The organism is Leeuwenhoekiella sp. ZYFB001 (genome assembly GCF_011784865.1).
Taxonomy (GTDB): domain Bacteria; phylum Bacteroidota; class Bacteroidia; order Flavobacteriales; family Flavobacteriaceae; genus Leeuwenhoekiella; species Leeuwenhoekiella palythoae.
The window spans coordinates 886,230-912,155 of record NZ_CP050460.1 but is presented as its reverse complement, the minus strand read 5'-3'; the positions used below and the strand labels follow the sequence as shown (position 1 = coordinate 912,155).

The following is a 25,926-nucleotide window of genomic DNA, read 5'->3' as shown; positions in this document are numbered from 1 at the left end:
TGAGTAATTAGAATCTTAAAATAGTATAAGTAAGCGCGATACCTGCTGATGGTTGCAACGTGAAATCAGATCCTAAGCCGTAACCAGCGTACAAGCTTAATCCTAAACGTTTGTTAGGTATTTTTAATGTATAGCTATCTAATCCTGTGGTTTGAACGTATGGGTTACTATTAACAGCTTCAATCCTGTATTCTGACTTGAAAAAACCAGTGCGCTTTTTCCCGATGGCAAAGCTTAGTGTGTTAGGTATTTGAATATCTGTAAGGATTACGCCACTTTGATTGCTTGTCCCGGTTATTGAATAGTATTCGTTTGATTTTGTGAAGTCTCTCGTAAATTCAAAAGGTACGGCCACTTCATAAGGAATTTCTACGGTGTCAATTGTCGTTTTCTGAGTGATGTTTCCTGCGGCGGCGATGTTTTTGTACTTTGAAACTAAACGCTTTAATTGGCCTGTGCTGTCAATCTGTTTAGATAACAGGATCTCAAGCGCATCTACATCACCTTGAATTGCTTTTTTTTCAGCTACCTGCTGACCGATCTCGTTTTGATAGTACGCAATAGTATCATTTAGAAATTCCGTTGCTGATTCTTGTGACTGACGTTGCTGTGTAGCTGAGTTGCATTGTTTGAAAATGACAAACAGCAGAACTACTATAACTCCTATATAAATTGCATTTTTTTTCATCAGTCTATTGTTATTGCTAAGTAGTATGCCCAGGCGAAAAAACCAAAAACTATAATTGATAATATGATTGTGCTGGGTGATACGCCTCGTTTCATTTCGCAAATTTGTTATAAGCTTTCTCAAGCTTGGTGTCGTATTTATTCTGAGCGTAGCCGGGGCCGTTGTAACCTTTCGCAAAAGCCGCCCAATTTTTTGAGCGTAAGTGTCTGGTAAGGTTGTTAGCCTCACAGAATTTGATAAAAACTTTTAGGTGATTCAATTCCTTTTCAGCTAAAAAGAAATACAGATCAAACGCATCTTTGAAGCCTAACAACTGCGCGTTAAACCCCATCAACTGAAAAGCACCATAAGAAGCCGATTCAACCGCAGCTGTTTTCACACGATCATCTTCGGTCATATCATAAGCCTCTTCAAGTCGATCCCATTCTCTAGCGCCACCTATATATTCATCACGCGTCCAATGCTTGTATAAGACATCGCGATGCTCTTGCTTTAAGATACTGTAAGGATCTACACCTTTTTTTACAAGTTGCCGCCAGAACACGTGACCTTCAAAAAGTATTTTGAGCCTTCCGTCTGGCAGAAAACCACCGTTGTTGGCTTCAACCTCATAAACAGCTTTGATTGTAGCCACTTCTATATTGTAGTCAAGAGCTACTTTCTCAAATTCAGCTTCGGTTATCATACATTAGATTTAGGAAGGTTAAACAAGCTTAGAAAATCATTGTAGCTTTTGAAGCAATTAAAGAACCGTGCTTGCATCACCAGTAGGCTGTGGAAGTAGTAAATCACATACACCGGTAAGAAGGCATCACACATCGTATAACCGGGGTTTGAAAACTTAGCCATAAATATGAATGTGATAAAGATTAAGGAAGCCAGCAGATACCAGCGAACCCTACGGCGCTTATTCTTCCAAATATTACGCAATCCTAAGGTTAGGTGAGACAACATTGCCAGTACCAACGCGCTGGCTATAAAATGCACCCAAATTGGTGCGCTCTGTATAAATAAATCAAATTCTCTAAAGGTCATCGTTCTGGGTTTTTGATTTGAAAATCCATCCTTCTGCTTTGTGAAAAAGTTCCGGCACGCGCCGCTTGATGATCAGCATTATATCTAACGAAAACACACCCAATAAAAAGGCCGCGATCATCGCAATGATGATGGCTATATTTTTAGCGATGGCGTATTCATAACTAAAAAACACAAACAACACCGCGAGTAATACAATCAACAAAGCTTTAGGAAAGGTTAATTTGCTCGAAGTCTTATCGGTTGAATCCATCAATAAAGCCACACCTACACTTACCACCATAATTAGAATAAACTTGTAATCATTGGTAGTCAACACCGGATCAAGCAACCCGGCATCTTTTGTATATATCTGCGCAAGTAGCTTAAAATTGAAAAATATCGATATGATGGTGATGGGGTTTTTCATTTATAATATTTATAATGTTGAAGCAATCCAAGCCATTGTTGCGATAGAACGGTCTAAATAACCCCAAACACTTTCTGCGTGCAGGCCATCACCGTTGAATCGATCTAATTCATTCACATTAAATGTGTCTATCGCTTTTTTACCTGATATTCCAAGTGGAGACTGAAATGCGTATAGTGGGATCTCATCAAAATCAGAGTTGCTCTCTAACTCCGCTTTCAAGGCTTCATAGGCTGCAAGTCTATAATTGTCGACGCCTATCTCCTTCACATATCCGATATGACTATATAATCCGCTATTAAAAACCCCATAGCCGCGATTAGTAGCCATAGATATTTTGATTGCTGGATTATGAGCGTGAATTCTCTGACCCATCAACATATAATCATCAATAGCAAGAGCACCATTGCTTACATTATTAATATCATTTTCACACATCGCAATAGTCACGTGTGTAGGCTCGCGCAAATCCCAAGCATTAACATCAGTCACTTCAGTTCCTGCGGTTGATCCAACCACTAATCGCGTCACACCATCGGCAGCAAGTGTCTTATACTTATTTAAATAGGCTGTGTAATTAAAAGCATATGCACCATCACTAGATTGTACCGTATCATAGTCATAATACGGATTAGTTACATTCTCCTTGCAGCGCATAAGGATATAAGCCTTTTGTGCCGCATCGTCTGCGGTTGAATAACTACCGCCAAAGTTGTAAGTAGTTCCGTCAAAAGTGAATGAAGAAACACCATTGGTATTAACAATCCAATCCCACAACTCCGGTGTCGGATCAGCCTCATAATATCCGTGGCAAGTGAGGCGCATAAGATCACCGGTAGCTGAAGTATCGGAGAAACCTACGTATGATCTGCCCGGCGTTCCGTTTCGTGTTTGAGTTCCTAATCCAAGACTATCCCAAGCAACCTTACCAACCACGCGAGTTGCGCTATTACTTCCATATCTTCGACGGGTGTTGAATATTTTTCTAATATAGTCAGAGATGGCCCAACCACCCCTAGCTTCATCACAACCTCTTACAGTGAAAGTTTTGCCGAATTTTGTGAGGTTTGCAGGATTGAATTTTGTGCCTACACAAGTTATTTTAATATTACCAATATCTTCATTGTAAGCTTGTGAAACAAAATCAATGATTGATGCAGGACCTATTTTTTCTGAAGTACTTCCTGCTTCAGGACCATCACCTAATGAATCAGCTATTTTTTGATGAAAGATAGATTGATTTTGCAGCTTCGTTAATGAGCTGTGAACATAAGGCACTTGATATTCGTTCGTAGCAAATCCATAAGCACTCAATCTAACAGAAATGTTTGTTGTGCCATTTGAACTACTCTGCACATCTATAATAGGACTAGCGGCATCGTTAATTCTAGCAGATTTCAACGCTTGCTTGAACACCCCCTCGACAGGAAGCCTGAAAAGCCAATTGATCGTGTTTTCATTAAAGTTGAAGCCATATATTTTACTAGGAAGCACAGTAACGGTTGATATATCAGATTGCGCCGGTATACCTTCATCAATTTTCTTCTTTAAATCCGGTAAGCTGATTTCAGATTCTTGCGCATCATAAAAGTGAAGCACGTTTGAGTTAGGCTCTGAAGGTGCTCCTGGTACAGTTGTGTAATTGGCATTTACATAACTGCCATACCATTGACGTGCATAATTTCCAGCTCCGTTATTCCATTCGCCAGACTCATTTGCTAAATTATCACCGTCATAATAGACTGCGAGGTAACGATCAGGTGACGACTGGTTACAAAATAGTTGGTCGCCATCTTCAAGAGTTATAGGTGTGTCAAGATCAATGATTCTTTCACATACGCTCTTGTCACTTGGCTCAGTCTCAAATGTGTAATTTTCATCGATTTCTGCTTGAGGTATAGTATAATCAAGAACACGAGATTCAGAGCCTCCTGAGGCTTTTTTAATTACTAATTGTACGCGCAGTCCTGCTGTTGAAGCAGCAAGCCTAGTCGCGCGACAAACGAAAACGCCAATTTTTTTTATAGGCTTTGTGCTTTTTCCGTAATACCAAGAGTTAATTCTGGAATAACCACCCGAACTCCCGAATGAAAATATTTTATATTCCGAATTGTCTGAGTCAGGCTTAACCTGAGTAGTCACATCTAACTGTTTAAATTTTTGATCCGTAGCTTGTTTGACATCATAAAGCTGTCCCTCCGTAATTACTTTTGTGCCATTTTCGACAGGACCTGTTTCTGATTTATCAGCCTCAGTCAGCCCAAAATCACTTTCAAACCGCACCCCATTAGCTTCATTACTTTGAAAGGTATAATTACCGGCATTTGCAGCATCGGTCACCTTTGAGACTTTAAATGCGGTGCCGTCTGCAGGTTTCGGGTCTACCGCTACTGCATCGGCTAAGGTGTCGTAGGTTTTAGCGCCTTCAAACTGAATATCATTAATCTTTTTTTCAAGCTGTTGAAACTTCTGATCTGATTCTATTCTTGGATAATAATCTGTAGCCATTTTAATTATTTATATATCGCTGGCCTTCAATGCTTATGTAAGAGCCATCTTCGATAGTTTTTAGTATTTCGATTTGTGAAAGATTATCTGAGATTAACCAGTCTGTTACTGGAGTTAGCTTACCTCCTTTATTCTCACCCCCTGTGATAAAAACACCCCTAATCCAAAAGGTATCAGGGAGTAAATCAACAACTGTAGAGTCTCCAGTATTCCAGGTTAAATCCAAATTGAAGTCTGAAATATTCTGACCTATTTGTCCCGTGTCACTAATCTTAAGAGTAGCGTCTACCTTTTTTTCGTAAAACTCCGCCGGTTGACCGTTAAGCTTTTCGCTATCTGAGGCAACAAAGTTTTCTTTTCCGAAAACATATTCCGGCTTAGTATTATCGGTTTCAGATAAATCACTTTGAGGCCGAATACCAATTTCAACCCTATCAATGATTTCTTGCGCTAAAGCTTCTATGTTGTACCAGCTCATTACTCTTAATTTCAGATCAATCGACACCCAATTTTTGTTTATTGATACCTTGTAACCATCAGTTAAATAGCATTGATATCCATAACCAGCATTTACAAAGTGTCTTAATCCTTCCTTAGCGAATAACCTATTTAATTCGGTGACTTTAGTCTGCATGTCCGCTTTTGATGCGTAGATGCCATTCACTTTCACATTAATTTCAGGAGGTTGGCGGAATTCACTTAATGCATTAAGCTTGTCGGAAGTTTCTCGAGCTGTTTTTAACTCAGAAGCATTAAACCCGTTAACATTCTCCACAAGCAATCCGAATTCCGAAAAAAGATCGTGACCATCCAATCGAATGCCATCCAATTGAGAAACATTCGGTAGTGATCCGGATAAGTTTGGATTGAGTTGAACGAATTCAATACTCAACGTTTTTACACCTTTAAAATCTTTTAGTATTTTGAGTTGGTTGAGTTTTACTTCAAAATCTCCATAAGGTGTTGTAAGGGTTTCTTCAGTTGTAACCTCTTCTAATTGCTTAGCTGAGTTATACCAATCGCTTCCTTTATAAAAGGCTTCTATAATTATCTTGCGCGATCCGAAATAAATATCATCCTCACTGATAAGAGGTTCAATTTCATCACCCCAATCATAGAATGTTTCACCTTGTCGCGCTGGCATATCTAGATAACCGGTTATGAACTGCACGGTGATTCCTAAGTCTGCAAGTAATATGTTATTGAATGATGTCATTAACCTTGTGTTACATTGGCTTGCCAGTAGACGCCGTCATTTGTGAATTCCCAAGCGTCACCTATATTTATTAATAGGTCTGTTTCTATTTCTGATTTGAAAATGTTACCGTTGATGGTGACAGAAGCGTCGGTGCGTTTAATCTTTAAAACTCTTCCCTCAGGATGCGTAGTTGGATCAGGTAGGTAGATATTTATTGCTTCCGTGTTATAACAAGAAATGTACTCGTCGTGCTGAGAGATAGTGTAGTCTACATTTTGAATAATTCTTTTAACCCCTTTAAATCTTCCCTGTGTTTTGAGATCCCACACGTAGGCCCCAAAAGCATCAACCCCATCAGCTGCAGTATTTTCAGCAACACCAAATAGCCCGGCAATAAATGCCCTGCCTTGCGGGTTTCCTTTTGCTACTTTTGCCCGTCCCCTTCCAATAATAGTTGCATAACCTGCTACTGGCTTTGCACCACCTAAGACAACGGTGTCCAGTCCTGCGTAAATACCGTTTATTCCGTCACTGCTTACCGAAGCTCCACCAGATTCCATATATTCGTCACCATCTCGTAAACAGTTAATAGCCGGGTACTGACTGTCTATACTGATCCTTTGATTATAATATCTTAGAACACCATCAAAGTTTTGCACGGTTTTGTTCTCGAATCGTGCCAATCCAATTTCACCATCTAATTGCACTCTTGGCCGTACAAGCTCAGGAGTTTCGTTTTCAACAATAGCCTGAGATACTATCTGACCGCTTTGAATTAACCAGTCTCCAATGTTTGCGTTTTCAGCAAGTATTGTATTAGTGGCGATGATTTCAAAATTGTCATCTATGAACTGCCAGTTGGCACTTATCCATTGAGCAGATTGATTATCTTCACCGATGTAGTAATACCATTCTTTTTGTCCTTCTTCATTTAATCGGAAAACATAATCCACTCGATTCTGAGAGTTATGGTAAAGGGTTTCAGCATCGAACTCTCCCATATTTACATAAAGCGGAGCTTTAAAGTTTCCGATGTTATTATATATACGGTTGAACTGTTCACTTACATATTGCTCGTTTAAGTAAATTGTATTCTTAATATTCCGTTGATCTGAAAGAACCTGAGCGATGTAGCTTACTGTTACTTGGCTACCAATTTCTAGTGAGTATTCAAAAGGATTATTAAGCTTCTGTGACAGGCTTAAAATCCTAACCTGAAAATCAATACCGAAATCTTCATCGGTTATCGTTATGATATCCCCAATGTTCAGTTCTGTTTGGTTTCTGCGTAAATACGGGTAATGCGGCGAAACCTTGTAAATCACATTTGGTTGACTGTACTTCTCTAGATATTCAGTTGCGCGTTCCAAAAGCTCTGCTTCCGCGTTATCGATATACGCCTGAGGCATTTTGATATTGACCAGAACATACTTATCTCCAGAGCGCGGTCTGAAGGTTTCGTTTGGCGTTTTATAATCAGTTTCATCCGTATAAGGAATTATCTCGATTTCTTTATTCTGATTATTATAACTAGCAATTTCGAATTCACGACCGGCAAGATCCCCAGTATTGAAAATTACTTTTGCTTTAGCTCCGCCTATTAATTGATCGTTGATATTGAAATCAATTGCTGTATCTCGAAATTTTGAAATGCTGGAGGATGAAGAAACTACCCCGTTTAAGCGCGGATAGACATCTTCAAAAGTTATACTTCTTTCAATAGTCCCAAACACATCAACATTGTTTTGAAGCTTGGGTATCTTTAAACGTTTGCTGCCGTATTCGTTTGTAATGTTCCGCGTACTACCCGTTGGATATAGAACAGTAAGCAACTCCGCGTTTTGAAGGGTTAAGCGTTCGATATCCCGAAGCCCCTTCTTATACTCAAATTTTAAATCCGCTTCAGATCCTATCTTCTTGCGAAAGGTGATTTGATTTCCTTTGACTTGAAACTCACATTCAAATTCAGTGGCTAGCATTTGAAGTGCTGCTAAACAGTTTTCATTGGTGAAGTTTAGATTCTTTCCTTCTAACTGTTCAACATAGTCAGCGTAAAAAACACCTTCACCATAAACCCGATTAAGATTCCATATGATTAAGCTTATGGCATCAATAGGATCACCAAATAAGTAAAACTCCGAGTCATCATCCAACATTACCTGAACATTTTTCAGGATATACATATCTGACTTAAACTGCAGATTGTAGATGAATGTGTTTTGTGATTTTTTCACCTGTGGTTCATCAAGAATTGTGTACACTGAATCCTTGAATTCTATAAAATCCCCTATTTGCAAATCAAGCTTTCTGCCTTCAATTGTAAAGCGTGAGGTCACCAGGTCTTCACCTCCTATTTTTTGACGTAACTCTGTCTGACCGTCGATGTTAATATCTTCAAGCTCAGTCTTTACCTCGTTTATGTATCTGTATATTTTCATTTAACCTCCTGCTTGAAATTGTAGAATTGCTGACTCAATGCTTGCGAATCGCCCGTCAATGCTTTCTAGGTATCTGTTGTATCTTGTGTTAATCTCTATTTGAGCTAAATAGGTGACAGCTTGTTGATTTACAATAAGACCTTGACGAACATCTAATCGCATGGCGTTGAGATATCCAGCTAATATATTGGCCGTATCTTCTGTGATCGCTGTAATGGCTCCGCTTAATCCTTGCTTTTGAGACGCATCAGAACCAAGCGCACCAATACCACTATCCTCAAGTATTGCGTTGATTGCATCTAGATCGCTTTGAGCACCATTGATAAGACTTGAATAAAAGTTTCGTAGCGCTTCTATTTCTGAAGAGGTATATTTTCCGTCTTTACCTGCTTCAGCAAATTCATCATAAAATTTTGTAACCTCATTTTCTAAATACTTAATTTGAAATGCTTGTAAAAGCGCATCTTTCATTAAGGCTCCAAAATCATCTGCAAAATCTTCAGCGGCTAACTTTCCATTTCTAAAGCCTTCAATAATACTATCTGTGATTGACTGAGCAGTTGTACCGGTATATATTTGCTGTAGTTCTTCTCGCAATTCTTGAGCCTTACGTCTAGCTTCTTCGGCCTGGTCAGCTAATTCTTCAAGCTTTGCCTGATCTGTTCCGCTCCCCTTACCCTTCTTTCCGATAGTTATACCTAGTAATTTAACCTGCTTTTCAGCCTCTTTTTCGGCTTCTGCTGCAAGATTGGCTTGTCTTTCGAGATCAGCCAATTCTTCTATTTGACTTAAACGACTATTAACCTTTTCTTTTCCTACACTTTGAGAAATGACATAGTCGAGTTTATCAATAGCTTTGTTTAGCTCTTTGATAGCTCTTTCAAACTTTTCTGTGTCTGATTCTACTTCTATGGTAAGCGCTGAATTAAGGACTTGTAGACCACCGCCAATAATATCTGCAGGATTACCGCTTGCTATTCCTTTAGCCAATTGACCTGCCCCAGCAGCTACACCAGCAAGCTGATCCAAGAGTTTAGCTGTGTCTTCATCTCCGAATTTTTGAAATAGTGAAGCGACTTCGCTAAATGATGATGAAATACTCTGCGCAGTATCTTGTAATTTATCTCCTAAAGCGATTTCGGATGATTGGATCTCGCCTTGTATTTTAATTATTTCATCTGCAGTTTTGCGTTCTTCTTTTACCCTTGCTTTTAAATCCTTAATTCTATTTATCAGCTCTCTATAGGATAAATCATCTAGTCTTCTAGTTAGGTCAGAATAAATATCTTCCTCTTCTTTTAAATATTTCCTAGCCTCCTCAAGCTGCTTCTTTTTGTTCTTTAATCTTTCAGCTAATAATTTTTTATCATCATCAATCTGAGATTTGTCAAATTTTTCTTGAAGTCTATTTATTTCACGTTCAATTGCTATTACAGAGGTTGTATCAATCTCAAAATCTACCGGGACGGTTATAGGCTGCAACGTGTTTGCTGAGACAATTTTTTCTCTATTCAAATCAATACCTGCGTTTTCAGCAGCCAGAGCAATTTTTTGTTGTTCAGCAAATGATTTAGTTTGAGCGAGTTTATTTTTAAGGAACTCCCCGTAATCTGCACCTTGCTTAATTAGGGATTCAAATTGCTTATCGGCTATTTCCTTACCGATTTGATTCACAACTGCCTGATATGCCTTGTATTTCTCTTCTTGAGCTTTGAGCATTTCGACAAAAGCGTCCTTGCTTGTATCTCCTGCTCCCGTTCCTGTTGGAGTGTAATTACTATTAAGCGCACGTTGTCTGGCCTTGGCAGCTTTTACAATTTCTTCATTATCGGATTGCAAATATTGCTTAAGAACATCGTTGTTCTCTTTGTACTGAGCAATTGTAACGCTGTTGATTTCCTGAATTACTCCTTCAATTTTGATGCGTTCATTCAGATATTCACGTCTAGCCTTAACGGCTTCTTTAATAGATGCTGTTTCGAAATCTCCGTATTTCTGGGCAAGCTCTTGGAGCGAATTTATATTCTGGATTTCCTGAATTACAAATGATGCATCCGTTTCGTTATCCGATAGTGATCTTGCGAAATCATCCGCTGCATCTTTGGTATCAACTAACCTTTTGCGAAGGCCTTCAAGTGTCTGACCTAGGTTGTCATACTGCTTTAAATCTGCAAATGGAATTTCTTGTCGTTGTTGTCCGGAAGCGTTGTTGTCGATGATCAACGCTCGTATTTTCCTGATCTTCTCCAGACGATCATCTTCGCTATCAATTATTTTGATCAGCTCCTTCTGATATGAAGCCGTAAGGTTTGGAAGGCTGGTAAGGAACTCAGCATATTCATTATAAAGTGCGGCGCTAGTTTCGCGCTGCTGCTTACTAAATCGGTCTACGACTGTTTGTAGATTGTTGATGTCATCACCAAACTTTTCATCTACAATTGTTTTGTTAAGCGCATAATCATTAAAACGTCTCACCGCATCGCCTAATCTATTGTAAGCATCTGTCTGATCATTTATTCCGGATAGAATTGATGGATTGATTGCGCGTATCTCTTCGAGTATTTCAACTCTTCTACTTTCTTCGGTGTTCAAATCTTTGTACTCCGCATAGAGGGCGCTTACCTTTTTGGCTTGATCTTCGTATTTCTGAGAAAGGCTTTCGGTGGGGCCGATAATTCGGTTTAGATCCTCAGCAATACCATTGCTCATTCTCAATACTGCATTACCGATTTCTTCGGATTTTGCGCGAAGTCTATTCCCAAATATTTCCCACTGGTTGGCAGTTGTGCGCGTGATAATGTCGAATGCTTTATCAACACTACCAGCCGCATCACTCATTGCAAGCATATCTTCAGTAGCTCCTTGAAGGTTAGGGCCAGCAATTGCAAGAACGCCGTTTACAGCCTCTACTCTACCAGTCAACTCTTTAAGTTTGTTTTGACTTCCACCGGCGGTGTCATACATCTTTTGAAAAGCTTGCTGAAGGGTTAGCGATTTGGAAGCTCCTTCACCAAGTACTTCGTTTGATGCTTCAATTGCAGAACGAATTTGTGTCATCGCTTGCGCTCCTGGTGTACCTTGCTTGGTTAAGGTTGCAATCGCCCCGGCAATTTCTTCAAATGAAAACCCGGAAGCAGCTGCCAGTGGCGCCACTTGCGCTATTTGTCTGGCAAGCTCCTCAAATGAAATCTTACCACGATCAACAGCTGCGAACATCACATCGGCCACACGTGCTGCATCTTCTGCTTGTAACTGAAATGAATTTAGAATAGTGGTAAGACCATCTGAAGCGACTGCGGTAGAAGTCACACCGGCTTTTGCTGCTTTGGCGGAAACCTCCAACAGCTCAAGAGCCTCAGAAGCTTCGTAACCAGATCCAATGATATCATAAAGTCCCCTAGCAAGTCCGTCTGGCGGCTCTGTTCCTAGTTCTTTGTAGAGATTAAACACCTTTTTTGAAAGATCATCAAATGCAGCATCAGGAAGACCGGCAATTGTTTTGACTTCAGCCATTGCAGACTCAAAGTCTTTCATCATTTTGTAACCTTCATTAGCTATTGCAGCAAAAGCGGATGCGGCACCGACAACTAATGCGGCGAACGGATTTATACTAGCAATTGAACTAGCGAGGTTTTGAACTATACCTACCGCATCTATCGCACCTTTTTGAAGCTGCGTATTGTCTAATCCACTTGCAAAAAACAAGCTGTTACTACCCCGTACTGCCATTACTTTGTTTTGATGCAAAGTAGAATTACAGGATTTCTAAATGACTGTTTTTGCCTTCGGGTGTGCGTAGGTGCTAGATGTTTACAACTCTAAACGTGTTTCCAAGTTTTTCTTCTAATAATGCAACCAATAGTTGATTTTGAAACCCCGTATTTTAAACCTAATTCCCTATGTGAAATATCATTATTTTTGTATTCTTCTCTTATTTTTAGAATTTCTTCTTTTGTGAAAGGTGTTAGATGATGTACTTCACCTCTGTAATTTGAAAGGCCAGTTTCGTGAGCATGTACACAATTCTCCTTAGGAGTACACCACTCTAAGTTTTCAATTCGATTATCCGTTTTTATTCCATTGATGTGATTAACTTGAGGTTTATTCTCTGGATTTGGAATAAATGCACTTGCTATTAATCTATGCACAAGAATAATGACTTGAATTTTCTTTTCGCAAAATAAACTGACAGAACAATATCCCGCTCTATTTGGCTGCTTAAGGATTTTTTCTTCAGCTCTGTAAACTAATCCGGTTTTAGGAGATGTCCTCAGAACGGGCAATGATTTTACTCGACCTAGATTTGAAATTTGATAACTTCCTTCAAAACCTTCGATATCTCTCCAAATTTCACCATTAAACTGAAGCGGCACTGGTTTTTTAATTGATTTTAGATATTCTCTTTCTGAATATATCCATTCTAAATTATTCGCTGCATTATTTAAAGAGTTACCGTCTTTATACTTAATGATATTGCCTAATACGTTTTCAGGTAAGAAGTGGTAAGCAATCAACCGAGAAACAGAGTATACTTTCTTTTTCCCATTTTTACAAAGAGTAACCCTTCTGTTCCGATTAGTAACTCCTCCACTCAGGATTTTATCCTTAATAAGGCTTTTGACATTTCCCAAGCTACTGCATTCATAATATCCTTCAAAACCTTTTACGGGTTTCCAAATTTCAGAAATAGAAGATTTTTGTACTTTTGGCGAAGTAGTCATAATAAGTGCTTTTTATTGTGATTGTTAGGCGCGCTGGTAAACTCGTAATTTATCAGCGCTTCGTATTTCTAAGCAATCTATTCAGCAAACACTTATTTAATTTCAACTTAAAGCTTTAGTGTGCGTAGATGCCACACTTTTATAACAGCAATCTATCAACCAACCGCAAAACATAATTCGCTAACTTGCGGCTATGTATGTCTTGCAATTCCGCAAATCCAAATCGAAGCACTTTCCGGAGGCTCTAAAGCTTGCTAAAGAGTTCGGAGCGGAATATGATGGAACAACTGTTACGCTAGAGATTTCGGATTTGCTGAACGCTTATAAGCACATCAGAACCCTGTTCGGCATCATTCAGAATTGGAGAAGCACTTCAGCAACTTATAACGGAAAACCGGTTGCTCCCTATCAATTCATTTTACAGGCTCACTGGGTTGGTGACTGTTATGATGAAGCAATGCTTGGTAGAAGTTGTGGTGTCGGTTGGGAGTGTTTGAAACTGGATAACGTCAAATACAATTTACCGGCTGGATTTTTTAAATCGCATAAATACTGGTATCAATTTGGAGAATGGAAGGGTAAAAAATGGATAATTAATAAGCAGGATATTTTCAGTAACCTGGTAACCTATGCTAATAATAAAGGAATTTCTCTTTGCCCTTTTTTTGATGAAACCAAATTGCAGTTTATAGTAGGAAATCTACCAGACTTCTTAATTGCTGATAGTGTTACTTTTGAGACCGTATTTGCTGACAAATATATTAATGGAGAGATTCTTCAAGTGCCAGTTGAGATTAAACACTTGCAAATAGATAATTTTAATAAAAGAATAGATGATTAGTTTTTGAATTTATCTTGTACCTTTTTCAATTCTACTTTAATTTCAGAAACAGCAAAATTCATATCATCACTTCCTGTAAACTCCATTGAACCTATTGTTTCTATATAGTTACTATAATTATTTAAAAAAGCTGTTTTATAATCATCACTATAATTATTTTCTTCATATAACTTCAAAATATTCTTTGCTGATTGGATGTTCGTCAATGCCACAGTATAATTTGGTGATTTATCATTATCTAAATCATTTTTAATTCTTTCATGCTGAATAAAATTATTTACAGATTTAAGGTAGAAAAGTAATGCTATAGATTTACTTTTTGGATAAGCTGTTTTGGCAATGGTTACGTTTAAATTAGCCATTGTAATACTTAACTTTTTCTCCATTTCACGAGATCGTATCAATTCCTTATTGAACAGCTCGTTTTGATTATTTATTAGTTTTGTAAATTGATTCTTTTGAGAAATCATTTCATATTTAAATACACCAAAGGAGAATAAACCGGCTAATCCCACAATAATGCCCAACATTGTACTAAATCGCGTCGCTTGAGTTCCTAATGCAGTGGCAAAGTAATCTTCTTTAGCTTGATAATGGGCTAGCTCTACTCTCAATGAATCATTAATTTTATTTACTTCTTGAAACTCAGATTCCAAGTTTTGTATTTCGGATAAAATTATGGCTTGATTTTGCTCGACTGTATGGGTACGAGTCGATATTGAGTCTACCCGAATATTTAATAGAGTCGTTTGAGCATTTAAGCTTAGAGTTTGTATAATAAACACAATGAAAAGTAGAAGTAATCGCATAGAATAGAAATTTAGTCTAAACTTAAAATTTCATATTCTAATAATTACCGTTTAATACATTTTATCGTTCAATAAACTAAATCCTTAGACCCAGAGACAATCTTCCCTCCATCTGTGTAATCTTCGATCAAACAAAAACCACGGCTTTTCACCTGAGCTTTATTGAAAGCTTGAATCTTGCAATTCTTAGCATCTACCTTTGAATTATGATATACAGAAACAAAAGTACTGTCATCAGCTTCGACTTCGGAGTTGTCAAACGCTCTGATTCGGGAATGACCGGTTACTATTGCTTTGGTATCTCCGAAAAGAATCGCTTGACGGTTGTGTATTTTGACTTCACCTCCAAAATAAATACCAGCCTCCTTCATCAACAATCCGTTTCCAAGCTTCTTAAGCGCTAAGCCGGTTACTACCTCAGTATTGATAAGCCACTCGATATTGTCAAACAATAATTCCATCGCATCTTGATCGCTGAAATTAGCATTGAGCCGCTCAATCTTTAGCCAGTACTGCTTGCAAAGTTCATTTTCCTCAAAATTGATTTCCTTAATTCTTGAGTAGATATGATTGAATAACTGTTTCATTTTTTCATTGCTTTAGCGATTAGTGAATTGAAGTCGTTGGTTTCTTCTTCTTTTTTGTCTGCTTTGGATTTTGGGATAGAAGCGTTTAACAGTACGATAGTTTGAAAGCTCATTTCCCAGAGTACTTTATGATAGTCATAATGGTAGTAATGAGACACACTCCCAATGGTTTGAAAAGGATTTAATCTTTTCGCTTTGTCAGATTCATCATCATTGGATTGGTCTGACTTGCAATCTGGAAAGAGTGCAAAAAAAAATCAGATTGCATCTTAAGGGTTGTTTCTTGGAAGATCTGGTAGATTTCTTTAGGTGTGCAATTATTCTTGATGAATGGTTCGTACCAGTTTGGGTATTTTGATTCTTTTGCGTGTGCTAGTATGCAGATCACTCGGATCATATTATCAGCATAAGGCAAAGCATCTACAAAAGATATTTGTGCCTCTGGTTTTGTGAGGTGGTTAGGTAAATTCTGGATTTCACTTGCGCATAGTGCAAGGACTCCCATCGAGGGTGGTTTAACCACGAATTCTATTTCTTTCTTTTGCTTCAAATTGTCGGGAAGCATTGTGCTGTCTTGCACGTCTATTTTATAGCGACTTGGTTGTTCGATCAAGGCGGCTATAAGCTTTTGTTTGTCGTTCATTTTCAATATGTCAAAAAAAGCCTATACCGGTCACAGCATAGGCTTTCAATTTATTAACCAAAATAAATATTAAACTACGTCCTCAAATCCTAAGATGTAAGGTGAGCCTTGATCTCCTGCCGCTGATACAGGAGTGTTTGCTGTTACAGTTACATCAACAGCTGGAAGACCGTTTTTTGTAATTGTACCTTGCTCACGTGCGTTTACTTTTCCGTAAGGGATTTTAATTACTCCCTTTTTACCGTTGATTGCTTTGCCAACAGCTTTTAAAGAAAGATAAATGCTTGGTTTTGATGCGGGGGCCATATAGTTCCCTTCATCTTCGCCGTCTTCAGCGATTCCTACTTTTCCTCCCATAAGCATTACGCGCTGTTCTGGAGTAACTCCAAATAAGCGGAAGGTTAATGAGGTTGGATCTGCGGTATCATCTACTGTCAAGTAGCTATCCTCTGCTTCAGTAGCAATTGTAGTTTCGTTGGAGTTTGCGCCTTCAATAACCACAGAGCCTACTTCAACATCGGTGAACTCAGTAAGTGCGGCTCCCATTACACCATCACCAGGTGTTCCTAGTGCAATGCTTGCTAAGCCTAAAATGTTATTCGTTTTCATAATGTCTGAAATTCGATTCTTAAATTGTAATAACTCATTCCGTCTCTGTCTGGGTCATCAAAAATTCCCTTATCGTCATCAATCTGGAAATAGAAAGTGCCGTGTTCGGTTGTGATCTGAGTTTCATCCAGTAATGGAATTATAATGTCAATTAGCTTTTTAAATCTGCTGTGATTGTCTTCTCCTGCTGAAAGTTTCTGCGTGTGAATGTTCACGTTTGCAAATCCGTTTTGCAAGTACTGATTCGGATTATTGATCGTATTAAGCGCGATAAATTCCGATTGAGTAATTTTTGAAACCTGTCCAAACTTGATGGTTTTGATTTCATCGGTAACAACCGGCACGTTTAGCACCTCATATAAAGCCAGTAATATGTTATATGTTGATTGCACCTAGTAAATCTTTTATATCATTAGAGTTTGGAGCGCTACCGGTAATTACATCATAGCCGCGGCTTTCTACTGCCGCTGCATAACCCATTCCGGCCACACCTATCAATACCATTCCTTTCGGATAATCTAACGCCACTTCATTTGCGAATGCTCGGCCTTTTTGAACGCCTTCTTCTTTCCCTTGAAAGCTCTGATCGACAACTTTACCATCTTGCAAGATGATATAACCAATGGATGCTCTTAGGTTTCCGGTTCTGTCTGAATAATTTCCCGATTGCCGGGCTCTTGTCACAAACAATTCACCTTCATACTGAAGTGCTTGAATAGACTTATCTGCAATCTGATCAATTTGATCCTGCATATAATTCTTAATCGCTCCTAAGTTGAACATCGGTTTTAATCCAGCCATATCTCGCAATGCGTTTGATAGTTCCAAGCTCTTGAAATACCAATAAATGAACCATTGAATTCAAGCTTGTTCCCATCTAAAACTTTTGCATTTACATCTACCTCGGTAATTACAGGGCAATACCATTTAGCCGAATAATCGAGCGAGGTGTTCCCTCCGGATTGGCTGTTTGGTTCATATCGACCCTTTAAATCAATAGTAGTTGTAGTTACCTCTGGTATAGGACCATCACTTGTTGTCTCAATCTTAATCTTTGCGGTATGCGGATAGCGTCTCATAGCTTTTGCCTTTTGATCGTTGGCTGACCGCTTGAATAGCGATCATCATCATACTTAAGGTATATTCTATTCGCAGCATCTTTCAAAGAACTCGCATCGTATTTAATGCTTAGGCTCCCTTCGGAGAATTCTGGCATTATTAAAATCCGCATATACAAATCAGCTTCAGCTAATTCTACGGATTCGCTACCATTATAAACAGCCAAAGGGTCTACCCCTCTGGCCGTCATAACAGCAGTTTTTATGCCCTGACTAACCTCAGGAACGAGTTCATTAAGCCAGTCAGTGTTATTCATTATGCAGATTCTACAAGTTCAGCTTCAAACTTCGCTACTCCTTCCTCAGAAAGACTATCGATTTTCTTAGCTAATGTTGCGTCTGTTTGCGCTTCGGTTGCTTTTGGAGTTTCGTCCGCAGCATTAATACCCGCTACTACAGAAGCCTTGGTGTAGTCAGTACCATTGTAGGTATAAACTGCATCGCCTTCAGTTTGTGCATCCTCAGCAGCAGTAGCTTCTTCTGAGTTGATGTAGAAAATAGATTCTACATTCTGAAGGATTGGAAATACAATCCCTTCAACGCCTGTTGCTTCACTAACTGGATCTGTAGTACCCCACTTTTTAACCAAGATATAATCATTGGCTTTAGAATACTGAACACCTTCAACTGGGAATTCTTCCTCTGCTAAAGTTGAATATACCAAAGATCCAATGTTGGTTCCTGTGGTTAAGACAACCATATCCTGAGTCCATCCTTCAGTTACGATCTTCTTGCCGTTCTTTTGATGAACAAAAGTTCTATCAATAACAATAAGATTCATTCGCATTGTTCTTGTAAATAATGCGGTTAACTGCTCCTGATCCAAGGTTGGAATATTTGGATTATCCCCGGAGAAATTCTGATTCCAAGCGAACTGAGCTTTAATCTGATTATTCTCTAAAAGATTATTCAAAGTATCGGTATTCATCCAAATAGTGTTTGGATATTCTCCTTTTCCTTTTGCAGCTTTCACGATTCTACGTAAATCTGTCAAAGGTTTTGAATCTGGATCACTCCATTTACCAGTTACACCAAATTGGTTTCCTTCTGGAATGTCGTAGTTCACACGAACTGCTGTTCCAGTGTTCTCTTCTTCAGGTACAAGAGCTACTCCACCTGATAATCCCATCAACATTGCTTGCTCGATCTTTTCTTTAACCCCGAAAATTCCATTTTCAGAATCATTGAAAACCTTTCGAGCCAATTCGGTCTTGCGTCCGGTATCTCTACGCAAAATGCGGAGCGTATTCATTTCCTTTTCATTGAGCAAGAACTTCATACCCATCTTAGGGATTTCTCCGGAAGCACTTTTAATACGCGCTCTTGATTTCACCGGTAAAGGAGAATCGAAAGCAACAATATCAGCCGTAATTCGGGTAAAATCACCACTCATAGAGCTGTAAGTCATATCAGCACTATACTCAGGGGTAAGAAACTGCTCATGCAGATAATTGGGAGCATCCTTAGATCCGTTTACTTTCTCGTATTGAGCAAGTACAACTGATTCCATATACTCATCAATCAGATCTTTAAATATGGATTGTGTTGCCATTAGTAGTCTGGTTGATTATAAATTCCAAGAGCTTTTAAAGCATCTAAAGAATTCTGGTTAAACTTATACTTTACAACTTCATTGTTGATGTACCCTCCGGTCATTACACCGGTAGAAGGTTTTGCTGTTCTTGTAGTAGAACGAACAACCCCAACGAGTAAAGTGTGTTTTGAGCCGTCTGTCGGCTGCGGCTTAAATTCGCCGTCTTCTCTGATTACGCCATGACCTTCAAAAATGAATTTGTCAGCAAAGCCAGTAGTATTAAGTACTGCTCCACCTTCAAGGCCGTGAACGTATTTTTTGATAGCAACGCCGTCGATACCTTCAGAATATTCCTTTTGATCTTCGACGCTTAAATCTAATACTGCCATTGGTAATGGTTTTTAGTGATTATCCTACGATTTTGGATATTTCCTCTTTCGATGGTTTTTTAGCCCCGCCGTTTCTAGGAACTGGTAATCGCTGAGTATGCCTTGGATTCGGATCAGTATCTTCGATTACAATTGTACCACCGTCTGCTTCGAATTTCTCCTTAACGGTTTCAAATTGCTCTTCAAAATCCTTTTCTAAGTCCAATTCACTGGCGTAACCAGGTAAAATGCCTTTTGATTTGAGGAACTTACGAGCTGCTTCTTTTTTCTGAGCCGCAGTTTGTTGTTGCTTCTCAGCTTTTTGAGCTTCCAGATCCTTTTCCATTTTGGTAAGCTTTGCAAGTAATGCTTTCATAGCAGGATCTTTCGTTTGGATTTCTTCCTCTTCCTCCTCTTCTTCCTCTTCCTCTTCGCCAAAGCCATACTTCTTTTTAAGTTTTGCTTCACGAGTATCAGCAGACTTTGCAAGTCTTTTGTCAAATTCGCTCTGCACTCCTTTAATTTTAAGTGCTTCGTCTAGAGTAGTAGGTACATCGAGTCTTTCAAATTCCTCAATGGTTTCGGCTTCTATGCCAAATTTTTTAAGCTCCTCGGCTGCTTCCTTATCTTGGGCCGCTAGTTTGAGTTTCTTAATAAATTCTTTTAATGTCATCTTACGATCGTTTTGATTAATACGTTAGATCGTAAAAATATTTAGGTGAGATGAAGTATTTTAGAAAACCAAAGGTTGGTGTGCGTAGGTGGTATGCTTTTAAAAAAAAAATATCTAACAACTCAAAAGAGACAATAAATTGAAATAACATTTCAAATTTTTAAATGAAGATGGTCACAAATGGTACCCGATATCATTATCAAGTTTAGAATCTCATTTAGGCTTTTTAATGTGTTAAAACGATTATTGAAGTTTTAATATGAAATATCCTTTATGAATAAACATCACTTATTCTTTTCAGTACATTGAACTTTTATACAAAAAAGAAATGAAATGGAGGTTTTCATTTAATTGCAATTTAAGACCAACTCCTCAATGCTCATAACCAAAGCCGATATGGCAGGCTTTAAGAGAATTATTGACAAGGTTTACACTATAAAAAAGCCGGCATCATTGTAATAGGAATAATTCCAAAAAACTCAAAAACAATTAATTTTTCAACAATAAAGTTACAAGGTATCCGGTTTTTATGAAAACTATAGACAGGCTTAACCGTAATTGTTTTAAACAAGTGAAATTCGGTTGTCAAAATTTATCTAAGGTATGGAAAATGTTACAAAAGTATCTTTCTTAAAGATATATTACTCAAATGAGCGAGGTGATTGAAGTAAATTGTATAATCTAAAAAGGTTAAACTTTAGGTATTGCTAATAGTTAATTAACAATATTGGAATTTGAAACTATTACAAAAAATTAATATTTATGAATTATGATTTACAACAAGAGTTTAGACTTGAAATTTTTCACAAAGCAGGAGATAGATCAACAATTTAAAAGAATTGACAAAGAGATAAATGGATCAATGTCATTCGAAACTATAATTAAAAAATTTAGCGATATCACTCATAATTCCGTCTATCCGTGTATAACATTAGAACCTAACTCGCCCAAAATTAATATTTACAGAATTACAAAAACTTGGTCAACGTTTGATGAAAATAACCCTAACGATTTTTCTTATAACAAAGATGGAGCTAATGGAAGAGCCCATCTTGAAGGCTACCCTGTTTTATACGGAGCGTCAGATCCGTTCACAGCCTTTCAAGAAATGAAAGGATGCATTAGAACAAAAGAAATATTCTATTTATCAATTTGGGAATTAAATGTTGAAAAAAACACACCAATACTTGCTATAATAAATCCAAAAACCTATTCTATAACTAACCAACTTAGTTTTATTCAAGAAAAATTAAAAACTATGTTTTTTAGTTTATCTGAAAATTTACCCCAAGAATATCAAAATAGTTTAATGTATTCAATCGAAAAAATGGGAAGTCTTTATGGTACTAAGGGTAATTTTAAATATCATATTACTTCAGCCTACTCCCACAATATATTATATGCGTCTGATGACGTTAATATTCCTATCATAGTTTTCCCGTCGGTAGAAAGCAATTTAAATGGTCTTAATTGGGCAATTCACCCTTCTATTATTGAAAATAATGATATTAAACTTGTTGAAACTTATAAATTACGCCTAGAGGAAGATAATACAAAGAAACATCTGAGTAAACTTTATTTATCAGCAATTCGAAAAGGAATTGTGAACAAATCTTCAATCCAATGGTACGGCCTTTTAAGTTCAGATTACCAAGTTCTCTATAAAAATATAAAAGTTAAGATTCAAAAAAATATGGTAATTGATGGAGGATTAATTTTAGATAAAAAAATTATTGATTCTTCTCTATCATTAAAAAATATTATAGACAAAAGTTTAAACCCAGAAAAAATTCAAGAGCGTATTGATTCATCTCGAATAAATATAAATCAAGATATGTTTTTAAATTCACTATCGAATAGAGTTATAAAATATATAATAATTAAACTTGATCCAAACTTAAAAATTCTATCAGCAAATGGAATTATCATAATTAAAGAAATCAATGTCCCTATCTGCTTTAATGTGGGGTTTCATTTTAAAATTAAAGACTAATGAAAATTTTATTAATGGACTGGAAACCCTTCCGATACTTTACCAAATCTTTAGTAGTTACACTCACAGAAACCCCCAGCGCTTGAGAGATTTCAATAATAGCTCGTTTAGAACTTGATCCGGCAGCTTTTTTGATTTCAAAGAACATTCCGGACTGCTTCACACGTTTTTCAAGTAATTTCTTATTCCTGTTCATTTAGATAGCGTATTATGCGGTTCTCGGAAATATGCAAATAGTAATCGGATAGATCATTGATCAGGACCCGAAGCGGCGCGTTGTGATTCTCAACGTACCAATTAATAAACAGGCGCTTTTCATCTTCCGCATTCTTGCCGTGCTCTTCAAAGAACCGGTTGCGGGTTTTCTCGATAGTTTCTAAGACGGTGACCGTTACGCTTTTCATATCTTTTAATTTGCCAGTGCCGTTACTTTCGGCACGTAGATTCCGTTTCTGTACTTGAAATTTTCTTCTAGGAAATAAGGTTTTGATTTATAGTTGTGCAAAGTGTCTGCATTAGCGTTCAGGTAGTTTTGCGCTGCTGCAGGAATGTTTTTAATGGTGTGTCGACTATCAATGTCACCACCGCCTAAATAGTTCTTGAATTTTTCTCGTGGCAATAGAATCGAGGTTGAAAAACAAAGGCAGTTAGGGTGCCAACCTATGAACTTGAAGTTTTTCGGATATGTGCCAACCATTTCGTCACAGATATCATAAGCAGGATGGGCCGCGCTGAGTTGTATTCTCTGGCCCATCACAAACGGCATATTCTTTCTGCGTTCAAAGTCATTCGTTCGATACGCAATGTTGATCTCGTTTCGGCTTAATCGTAATGCGTTGCGATAACTCGATCTGTAAACACCTCGACCTGGTTTGTAATTCTTCGCCGGTGTGCTTAGTTGAAGCTTTCCATTTTCGTCTCTGATTCTTCGGAAGCGTTTATCTGGATCCTTTAGATAGGTTTTAAGATCCCGAGCCATATCCGCCGCACTTCTCCCGTTCACTACCCCACTTTCGAGAATTACATTCAAGCTTTCTTCGGTCTGCTGGGTAAGGTTCCAAACCCGATCGGAAAGTCTTAACCCCTTTTCAGCACGATTAATAAATGCTTTGGCCGCTCCGTTATTCTTAGCGAATAGTTGATTGACCTGTGATTCCGGCACCTCTATACCTTTGATATAATCACTTACAAATTCATCATTGCAAATATTTGAAGCTTGAAATCCGGTGCCGATTTGCTCTTCAAGAAGTTTCTCCAAATCATCATTGAAACGCTGCAAGGCTTTGTCGAGTTGTTTTTTTCGCAGCTTGCTTTCACGTCCTGAGTAATTCTGAAAGATGAAACCAAACTCGCGCGAATATTCCGCATACAATCTATCCAAGTGCCATTCTTGAGCACTTAGAATTGATAGGAGACGGTTTTCGCAATTGTTGTTTGGCATTAATAAATCTTTTTAAACCAAAATCTAAAATCGATTCCGAAAAGGTGAACGTTTAAAGAATACTCGGAAGGGCTGAAATACTTTTGAGAAAGACCAAAAACAACCCAGTCTCCATTTCTCATATACTTTTTCTGCCTCCATCGATTATTGATAAACAATCTTTCAAAGTTTGATTTATATTTTCTTCTCATTACTCCTTGATTAAAACCTCCTTCAAACAACTCCCTCCTATTGGCTGCATTGCTTTTCCGAACGTTAGTTGCTTAATGTAAATCTTACCGGTAGCTTTCACCTGCTCCAGTTCCTCTTCATCTAACTCAAAACAGAAAGTCATTGAACCTTCTTCTTTGTTGTAAAGTGCCGGAAGCGTTTCGTATTCCGGTTGGTGTTCTGCTATTTTTACGTTGTGCTCTTGGAATTCAATTGCTTTCATAGTTTAGTATCTTTCGTTATCAGAACAGGATCTGCATATCTGAATTTTACCATCTTTACTGGGACCTCCATCATTTAGATCGAACCAATCGCCGCATCTATCACAAGGGGTTGGCATTTCCATTTCAAATTCTTCCATCCTACTTCTTATTTTTGATTATACGCTTTGCGATTTTCTGATACTTGGGCTTTGCCAGTTTGCGCTTGAAATCTCGCTTTTCGCGTCTGGTCATTTTGTACTGAGGCTTTTCGTCTTTTAAGGATTCTGCCTGTTCGCCTTTAAATGGTTTAATATTCATATCTATTTTGCTTTAATTGCTCGTTCTACAAATCTTTCCATTAAAAAATCTTGAAGATGCTTCTCGTTCTTAACTGTGATAGTGTCGCCGGTAAAGAATAGATTTATGCATTCTCCTTCCTCTAATTCTTCTGAGCTTGTCCAGCAAAAACCAATGATGTGATCTGATTCAATCCAGCAATCTTTGTATACCCCCGGATTATCGGTTACTGTTTTTAACTTGAGTACCATCTAGCTTACATTAAAAGTTTCACCAATACTACTTACACCCTCAGCTTTGATCTTATCCAGTTCTTCACTTGGGTTCTTCACGAGCGGGTTATTCTGAACCGCTGTCTCTTGGCTCATTGTCGCCTTACCTCCTGTCGCGTTGTAAAGCATTTGTATTTGCTCCGCTAGATCCTCAGGTATTGAGTAATTGAATTCAATATCGAAGCTTAAATCATCATCTTTAATCCCCAAACCGTTTTTGATTACTGATAGAATACGGCTGATTGCTGTATCATAAGCTCCACGTTTGCGTTTAGCTTTGTTGATGGCATCTTGTAACATCAATACAAGTGCACGACCTGAAAGCGCTCCGATTCCCTTAACGTTGTCAAAGGATAGATCAGGAGTTTGAGAGATACTGTGAATGTCTTCTTTTAGCCATTCCTTTTCCAGTTCGATTGATTGAACGCCGGTGTCACGCTGCAAGAATTCTGCTTCCGCCTGAACAACTTGGTTGTCGTGAATTGCGTGGCCTAGTAGAAGAGATTTACCGTCTTCCGTTATATCGATAAGCGTTTCTTCCTCACCTTCTTTATTCGTCACGGTTCCGCCTTTCAACTTTAGAATCGGAAATGCGAAATAGTTGTTTGATCCGGCAAGCTTTGATTTTAGCATCTCGTAACGGTCTATCATTTCCTTAACAATAAACCATTCCGGCTCTTCCTGCTCGACAAACACAACTGGAATCACACCGAACTCGTGAGCATCTGATGTTTGGTACTTTTCATCTTGGTACTTGTGAATCTCCTTATCTGTAAAAATCCATAAGTGCTCTACTTCATCAATCACAAATTCCCAGTAGAAAGCAACCAGATCACCATATACATCGTATTGAGGCGTGTACTTTCCGTTTTCGGTCGTATAGAATCGCGACTTGATTTCTTTGCCAGTCTGACCTTGCATCATTGAGAAGATGAATACTCCGATTGTTGTGCTCATTACACTCTCCGCAAAGTCCTGAAGCTTGTTGCTGATCCTGTTCTTCTTGTACACATCTAGGATTGCGATTGCGTTCGCATTATCTGCGTCATTAGCAGAAATGGTTGGCGCGTCACCAAACAAGAAAGAAACCGCAGTATTCACGATCTTCTTTTGTAGCTGTACTTTGATACGCTCGGCTTTAACAGCTTTGGTGCCTTGCGTATAATCTTCTCGTTTTCCGATCTGCAGGTCGCGTAGCTTTCGGCCTTCGTCGCTTCCGCTGTACTCCTTCGCGTATTCGGTTATTTTCTTCTGACGCCCATCTTGAGTTGCTAGGTAATCTTTTACCTTTTGCGCGTCGGTGAAATCAAAGTCAAATTCTTCTTCCATAA

General features: G+C 38.2%; 29 protein-coding genes. 2 read left to right on the top strand and 27 right to left on the bottom strand.

The window, feature by feature from the left end:
• Positions 1 to 7: 7 nt before the first annotated feature.
• The 9 genes from HCN54_RS03975 to HCN54_RS03935 form a co-directional block, all read right to left on the bottom strand.
• A complete protein-coding gene (locus HCN54_RS03975; RefSeq protein WP_167596640.1) occupies positions 8 to 688 on the bottom strand; it encodes a hypothetical protein in 681 nt (226 codons plus the stop codon).
• Positions 689 to 779: 91 nt separating this feature from the next.
• Positions 780 to 1,373 (bottom strand): N-acetylmuramidase family protein, encoded by a 594-nt coding sequence (locus tag HCN54_RS03970; RefSeq protein ID WP_167596639.1) that lies wholly within the window; start codon positions 1,371 to 1,373, stop codon positions 780 to 782.
• Positions 1,370 to 1,723: a hypothetical protein gene (locus HCN54_RS03965; protein WP_167596638.1), complete on the bottom strand. Its 354-nt coding sequence runs from the start codon at positions 1,721 to 1,723 to the stop codon at positions 1,370 to 1,372. Before HCN54_RS03965 ends, HCN54_RS03970 begins: the two co-directional genes overlap by 4 nt.
• Positions 1,713 to 2,132, bottom strand: coding sequence for a hypothetical protein (locus HCN54_RS03960; protein WP_167596637.1), 420 nt, complete (start codon positions 2,130 to 2,132; stop codon positions 1,713 to 1,715). The genes HCN54_RS03965 and HCN54_RS03960 overlap by 11 nt, the downstream gene beginning before the upstream one ends.
• 9 nt (positions 2,133 to 2,141) lie before the next feature.
• Positions 2,142 to 4,640, bottom strand: a complete 2,499-nt coding sequence (locus HCN54_RS03955; RefSeq protein ID WP_167596636.1) for a hypothetical protein — start codon at positions 4,638 to 4,640, stop codon at positions 2,142 to 2,144.
• A gap of 1 nt (position 4,641) precedes the next feature.
• Positions 4,642 to 5,856: a hypothetical protein gene (locus HCN54_RS03950; RefSeq protein ID WP_167596635.1), complete on the bottom strand. Its 1,215-nt coding sequence runs from the start codon at positions 5,854 to 5,856 to the stop codon at positions 4,642 to 4,644.
• Positions 5,856 to 8,276 (bottom strand): phage tail protein, encoded by a 2,421-nt coding sequence (locus HCN54_RS03945; RefSeq protein WP_167596634.1) that lies wholly within the window; start codon positions 8,274 to 8,276, stop codon positions 5,856 to 5,858. Before HCN54_RS03945 ends, HCN54_RS03950 begins: the two co-directional genes overlap by 1 nt.
• Positions 8,277 to 12,023 carry a phage tail tape measure protein gene (locus HCN54_RS03940; RefSeq protein WP_167596633.1) on the bottom strand — a complete coding sequence of 1,249 codons (3,747 nt, stop codon included), beginning with the start codon at positions 12,021 to 12,023 and terminating at the stop codon, positions 8,277 to 8,279.
• A gap of 71 nt (positions 12,024 to 12,094) precedes the next feature.
• On the bottom strand, positions 12,095 to 12,997 hold the full coding sequence (locus HCN54_RS03935; RefSeq protein WP_167596632.1) for an NUMOD4 motif-containing HNH endonuclease: 903 nt from the start codon (positions 12,995 to 12,997) through the stop codon (positions 12,095 to 12,097).
• A 193-nt stretch (positions 12,998 to 13,190) separates the two neighbouring features.
• Between HCN54_RS03935 and HCN54_RS03930 the strand changes: the two genes are divergently transcribed.
• The gene (locus HCN54_RS03930) at positions 13,191 to 13,838 is read left to right on the top strand and encodes a hypothetical protein (protein ID WP_167596631.1); all 648 of its coding nucleotides are present in this window, start codon (positions 13,191 to 13,193) and stop codon (positions 13,836 to 13,838) included.
• Here the strand turns inward: HCN54_RS03930 and HCN54_RS03925 are convergent.
• The 12 genes from HCN54_RS03925 to HCN54_RS03870 form a co-directional block, all read right to left on the bottom strand.
• Complete coding sequence (locus tag HCN54_RS03925; protein ID WP_167596630.1) at positions 13,835 to 14,647, bottom strand: hypothetical protein; 813 nt, start codon at positions 14,645 to 14,647, stop codon at positions 13,835 to 13,837. The genes HCN54_RS03930 and HCN54_RS03925 overlap by 4 nt on opposite strands.
• A gap of 68 nt (positions 14,648 to 14,715) precedes the next feature.
• Positions 14,716 to 15,234 (bottom strand): hypothetical protein, encoded by a 519-nt coding sequence (locus tag HCN54_RS03920; RefSeq protein WP_167596629.1) that lies wholly within the window; start codon positions 15,232 to 15,234, stop codon positions 14,716 to 14,718.
• Entirely contained in the window at positions 15,231 to 15,392 is a 162-nt protein-coding gene (locus HCN54_RS03915; RefSeq protein WP_167596628.1) for a hypothetical protein, read from the bottom strand. The genes HCN54_RS03920 and HCN54_RS03915 overlap by 4 nt, the downstream gene beginning before the upstream one ends.
• Before the next feature lie 23 nt (positions 15,393 to 15,415).
• Positions 15,416 to 15,877, bottom strand: coding sequence for a hypothetical protein (locus HCN54_RS03910; protein ID WP_167596627.1), 462 nt, complete (start codon positions 15,875 to 15,877; stop codon positions 15,416 to 15,418).
• 69 nt (positions 15,878 to 15,946) lie between these two features.
• Positions 15,947 to 16,486, bottom strand: a complete 540-nt coding sequence (locus tag HCN54_RS03905) for a hypothetical protein (protein WP_167596626.1) — start codon at positions 16,484 to 16,486, stop codon at positions 15,947 to 15,949.
• A complete protein-coding gene (locus HCN54_RS03900) occupies positions 16,483 to 16,878 on the bottom strand; it encodes a hypothetical protein (RefSeq protein WP_167596625.1) in 396 nt (131 codons plus the stop codon). Before HCN54_RS03900 ends, HCN54_RS03905 begins: the two co-directional genes overlap by 4 nt.
• Positions 16,862 to 17,287 carry a hypothetical protein gene (locus tag HCN54_RS03895; RefSeq protein WP_167596624.1) on the bottom strand — a complete coding sequence of 142 codons (426 nt, stop codon included), beginning with the start codon at positions 17,285 to 17,287 and terminating at the stop codon, positions 16,862 to 16,864. Before HCN54_RS03895 ends, HCN54_RS03900 begins: the two co-directional genes overlap by 17 nt.
• Positions 17,275 to 17,565 carry a hypothetical protein gene (locus HCN54_RS03890; protein ID WP_167596623.1) on the bottom strand — a complete coding sequence of 97 codons (291 nt, stop codon included), beginning with the start codon at positions 17,563 to 17,565 and terminating at the stop codon, positions 17,275 to 17,277. The genes HCN54_RS03895 and HCN54_RS03890 overlap by 13 nt, the downstream gene beginning before the upstream one ends.
• Positions 17,562 to 17,861, bottom strand: a complete 300-nt coding sequence (locus HCN54_RS03885; protein WP_167596622.1) for a DUF6706 family protein — start codon at positions 17,859 to 17,861, stop codon at positions 17,562 to 17,564. The genes HCN54_RS03890 and HCN54_RS03885 overlap by 4 nt, the downstream gene beginning before the upstream one ends.
• Positions 17,861 to 19,156 (bottom strand): major capsid protein, encoded by a 1,296-nt coding sequence (locus HCN54_RS03880; RefSeq protein WP_167596621.1) that lies wholly within the window; start codon positions 19,154 to 19,156, stop codon positions 17,861 to 17,863. The genes HCN54_RS03885 and HCN54_RS03880 overlap by 1 nt, the downstream gene beginning before the upstream one ends.
• Positions 19,156 to 19,527 carry a hypothetical protein gene (locus HCN54_RS03875; RefSeq protein WP_167596620.1) on the bottom strand — a complete coding sequence of 124 codons (372 nt, stop codon included), beginning with the start codon at positions 19,525 to 19,527 and terminating at the stop codon, positions 19,156 to 19,158. The genes HCN54_RS03880 and HCN54_RS03875 overlap by 1 nt, the downstream gene beginning before the upstream one ends.
• A 19-nt stretch (positions 19,528 to 19,546) precedes the next feature.
• Complete coding sequence (locus HCN54_RS03870) at positions 19,547 to 20,179, bottom strand: hypothetical protein (protein ID WP_167596619.1); 633 nt, start codon at positions 20,177 to 20,179, stop codon at positions 19,547 to 19,549.
• 769 nt (positions 20,180 to 20,948) lie between these two features.
• On the opposite strand from HCN54_RS03870, the gene HCN54_RS03860 reads away from it, so the two are divergent.
• Complete coding sequence (locus tag HCN54_RS03860; protein WP_167596617.1) at positions 20,949 to 22,172, top strand: hypothetical protein; 1,224 nt, start codon at positions 20,949 to 20,951, stop codon at positions 22,170 to 22,172.
• A gap of 182 nt (positions 22,173 to 22,354) precedes the next feature.
• Here the strand turns inward: HCN54_RS03860 and HCN54_RS03855 are convergent, their stop codons facing one another.
• The 6 genes from HCN54_RS03855 to HCN54_RS03830 form a co-directional block, all read right to left on the bottom strand.
• Positions 22,355 to 22,576, bottom strand: coding sequence for a hypothetical protein (locus HCN54_RS03855; RefSeq protein WP_167596616.1), 222 nt, complete (start codon positions 22,574 to 22,576; stop codon positions 22,355 to 22,357).
• Between the two features lie 5 nt (positions 22,577 to 22,581).
• On the bottom strand, positions 22,582 to 23,613 hold the full coding sequence (locus tag HCN54_RS03850) for a hypothetical protein (protein ID WP_167596615.1): 1,032 nt from the start codon (positions 23,611 to 23,613) through the stop codon (positions 22,582 to 22,584).
• A 190-nt stretch (positions 23,614 to 23,803) separates the two neighbouring features.
• Positions 23,804 to 24,046 (bottom strand): hypothetical protein, encoded by a 243-nt coding sequence (locus tag HCN54_RS03845; protein WP_167596614.1) that lies wholly within the window; start codon positions 24,044 to 24,046, stop codon positions 23,804 to 23,806.
• 139 nt (positions 24,047 to 24,185) lie between these two features.
• A complete protein-coding gene (locus HCN54_RS03840; RefSeq protein WP_167596613.1) occupies positions 24,186 to 24,344 on the bottom strand; it encodes a hypothetical protein in 159 nt (52 codons plus the stop codon).
• Between the two features lie 2 nt (positions 24,345 to 24,346).
• Positions 24,347 to 24,574 (bottom strand): hypothetical protein, encoded by a 228-nt coding sequence (locus HCN54_RS03835; RefSeq protein WP_167596612.1) that lies wholly within the window; start codon positions 24,572 to 24,574, stop codon positions 24,347 to 24,349.
• Complete coding sequence (locus tag HCN54_RS03830) at positions 24,575 to 25,924, bottom strand: phage portal protein (protein WP_167596611.1); 1,350 nt, start codon at positions 25,922 to 25,924, stop codon at positions 24,575 to 24,577.
• Between the last annotated feature and the right edge of the window lie 2 nt (positions 25,925 to 25,926).

Excerpts from the sequence above, each read along its gene's own strand:
- HCN54_RS03975 (WP_167596640.1), bottom strand. The coding sequence starts at position 688 with ATGAAAAAAAATGCAATTTATATAGGAGTTATAGTAGTTCTGCTGTTT.
- HCN54_RS03970 (WP_167596639.1), bottom strand. The coding sequence starts at position 1,373 with ATGATAACCGAAGCTGAATTTGAGAAAGTAGCTCTTGACTACAATATA.
- HCN54_RS03965 (WP_167596638.1), bottom strand. The coding sequence starts at position 1,723 with ATGACCTTTAGAGAATTTGATTTATTTATACAGAGCGCACCAATTTGG.
- HCN54_RS03960 (WP_167596637.1), bottom strand. The coding sequence starts at position 2,132 with ATGAAAAACCCCATCACCATCATATCGATATTTTTCAATTTTAAGCTA.
- HCN54_RS03955 (WP_167596636.1), bottom strand. The coding sequence starts at position 4,640 with ATGGCTACAGATTATTATCCAAGAATAGAATCAGATCAGAAGTTTCAA.
- HCN54_RS03950 (WP_167596635.1), bottom strand. The coding sequence starts at position 5,856 with ATGACATCATTCAATAACATATTACTTGCAGACTTAGGAATCACCGTG.
- HCN54_RS03945 (WP_167596634.1), bottom strand. The coding sequence starts at position 8,276 with ATGAAAATATACAGATACATAAACGAGGTAAAGACTGAGCTTGAAGAT.
- HCN54_RS03935 (WP_167596632.1), bottom strand. The coding sequence starts at position 12,997 with ATGACTACTTCGCCAAAAGTACAAAAATCTTCTATTTCTGAAATTTGG.
- HCN54_RS03930 (WP_167596631.1), top strand. The coding sequence starts at position 13,191 with ATGTATGTCTTGCAATTCCGCAAATCCAAATCGAAGCACTTTCCGGAG.
- HCN54_RS03925 (WP_167596630.1), bottom strand. The coding sequence starts at position 14,647 with ATGCGATTACTTCTACTTTTCATTGTGTTTATTATACAAACTCTAAGC.
- HCN54_RS03920 (WP_167596629.1), bottom strand. The coding sequence starts at position 15,234 with ATGAAACAGTTATTCAATCATATCTACTCAAGAATTAAGGAAATCAAT.
- HCN54_RS03910 (WP_167596627.1), bottom strand. The coding sequence starts at position 15,877 with ATGAACGACAAACAAAAGCTTATAGCCGCCTTGATCGAACAACCAAGT.
- HCN54_RS03905 (WP_167596626.1), bottom strand. The coding sequence starts at position 16,486 with ATGAAAACGAATAACATTTTAGGCTTAGCAAGCATTGCACTAGGAACA.
- HCN54_RS03895 (WP_167596624.1), bottom strand. The coding sequence starts at position 17,287 with ATGGCTGGATTAAAACCGATGTTCAACTTAGGAGCGATTAAGAATTAT.
- HCN54_RS03890 (WP_167596623.1), bottom strand. The coding sequence starts at position 17,565 with ATGAGACGCTATCCGCATACCGCAAAGATTAAGATTGAGACAACAAGT.
- HCN54_RS03885 (WP_167596622.1), bottom strand. The coding sequence starts at position 17,861 with ATGAATAACACTGACTGGCTTAATGAACTCGTTCCTGAGGTTAGTCAG.
- HCN54_RS03880 (WP_167596621.1), bottom strand. The coding sequence starts at position 19,156 with ATGGCAACACAATCCATATTTAAAGATCTGATTGATGAGTATATGGAA.
- HCN54_RS03875 (WP_167596620.1), bottom strand. The coding sequence starts at position 19,527 with ATGGCAGTATTAGATTTAAGCGTCGAAGATCAAAAGGAATATTCTGAA.
- HCN54_RS03870 (WP_167596619.1), bottom strand. The coding sequence starts at position 20,179 with ATGACATTAAAAGAATTTATTAAGAAACTCAAACTAGCGGCCCAAGAT.
- HCN54_RS03860 (WP_167596617.1), top strand. The coding sequence starts at position 20,949 with ATGATTTACAACAAGAGTTTAGACTTGAAATTTTTCACAAAGCAGGAG.
- HCN54_RS03855 (WP_167596616.1), bottom strand. The coding sequence starts at position 22,576 with ATGAAAAGCGTAACGGTCACCGTCTTAGAAACTATCGAGAAAACCCGC.
- HCN54_RS03850 (WP_167596615.1), bottom strand. The coding sequence starts at position 23,613 with ATGCCAAACAACAATTGCGAAAACCGTCTCCTATCAATTCTAAGTGCT.
- HCN54_RS03845 (WP_167596614.1), bottom strand. The coding sequence starts at position 24,046 with ATGAAAGCAATTGAATTCCAAGAGCACAACGTAAAAATAGCAGAACAC.
- HCN54_RS03840 (WP_167596613.1), bottom strand. The coding sequence starts at position 24,344 with ATGAATATTAAACCATTTAAAGGCGAACAGGCAGAATCCTTAAAAGAC.
- HCN54_RS03835 (WP_167596612.1), bottom strand. The coding sequence starts at position 24,574 with ATGGTACTCAAGTTAAAAACAGTAACCGATAATCCGGGGGTATACAAA.
- HCN54_RS03830 (WP_167596611.1), bottom strand. The coding sequence starts at position 25,924 with ATGGAAGAAGAATTTGACTTTGATTTCACCGACGCGCAAAAGGTAAAA.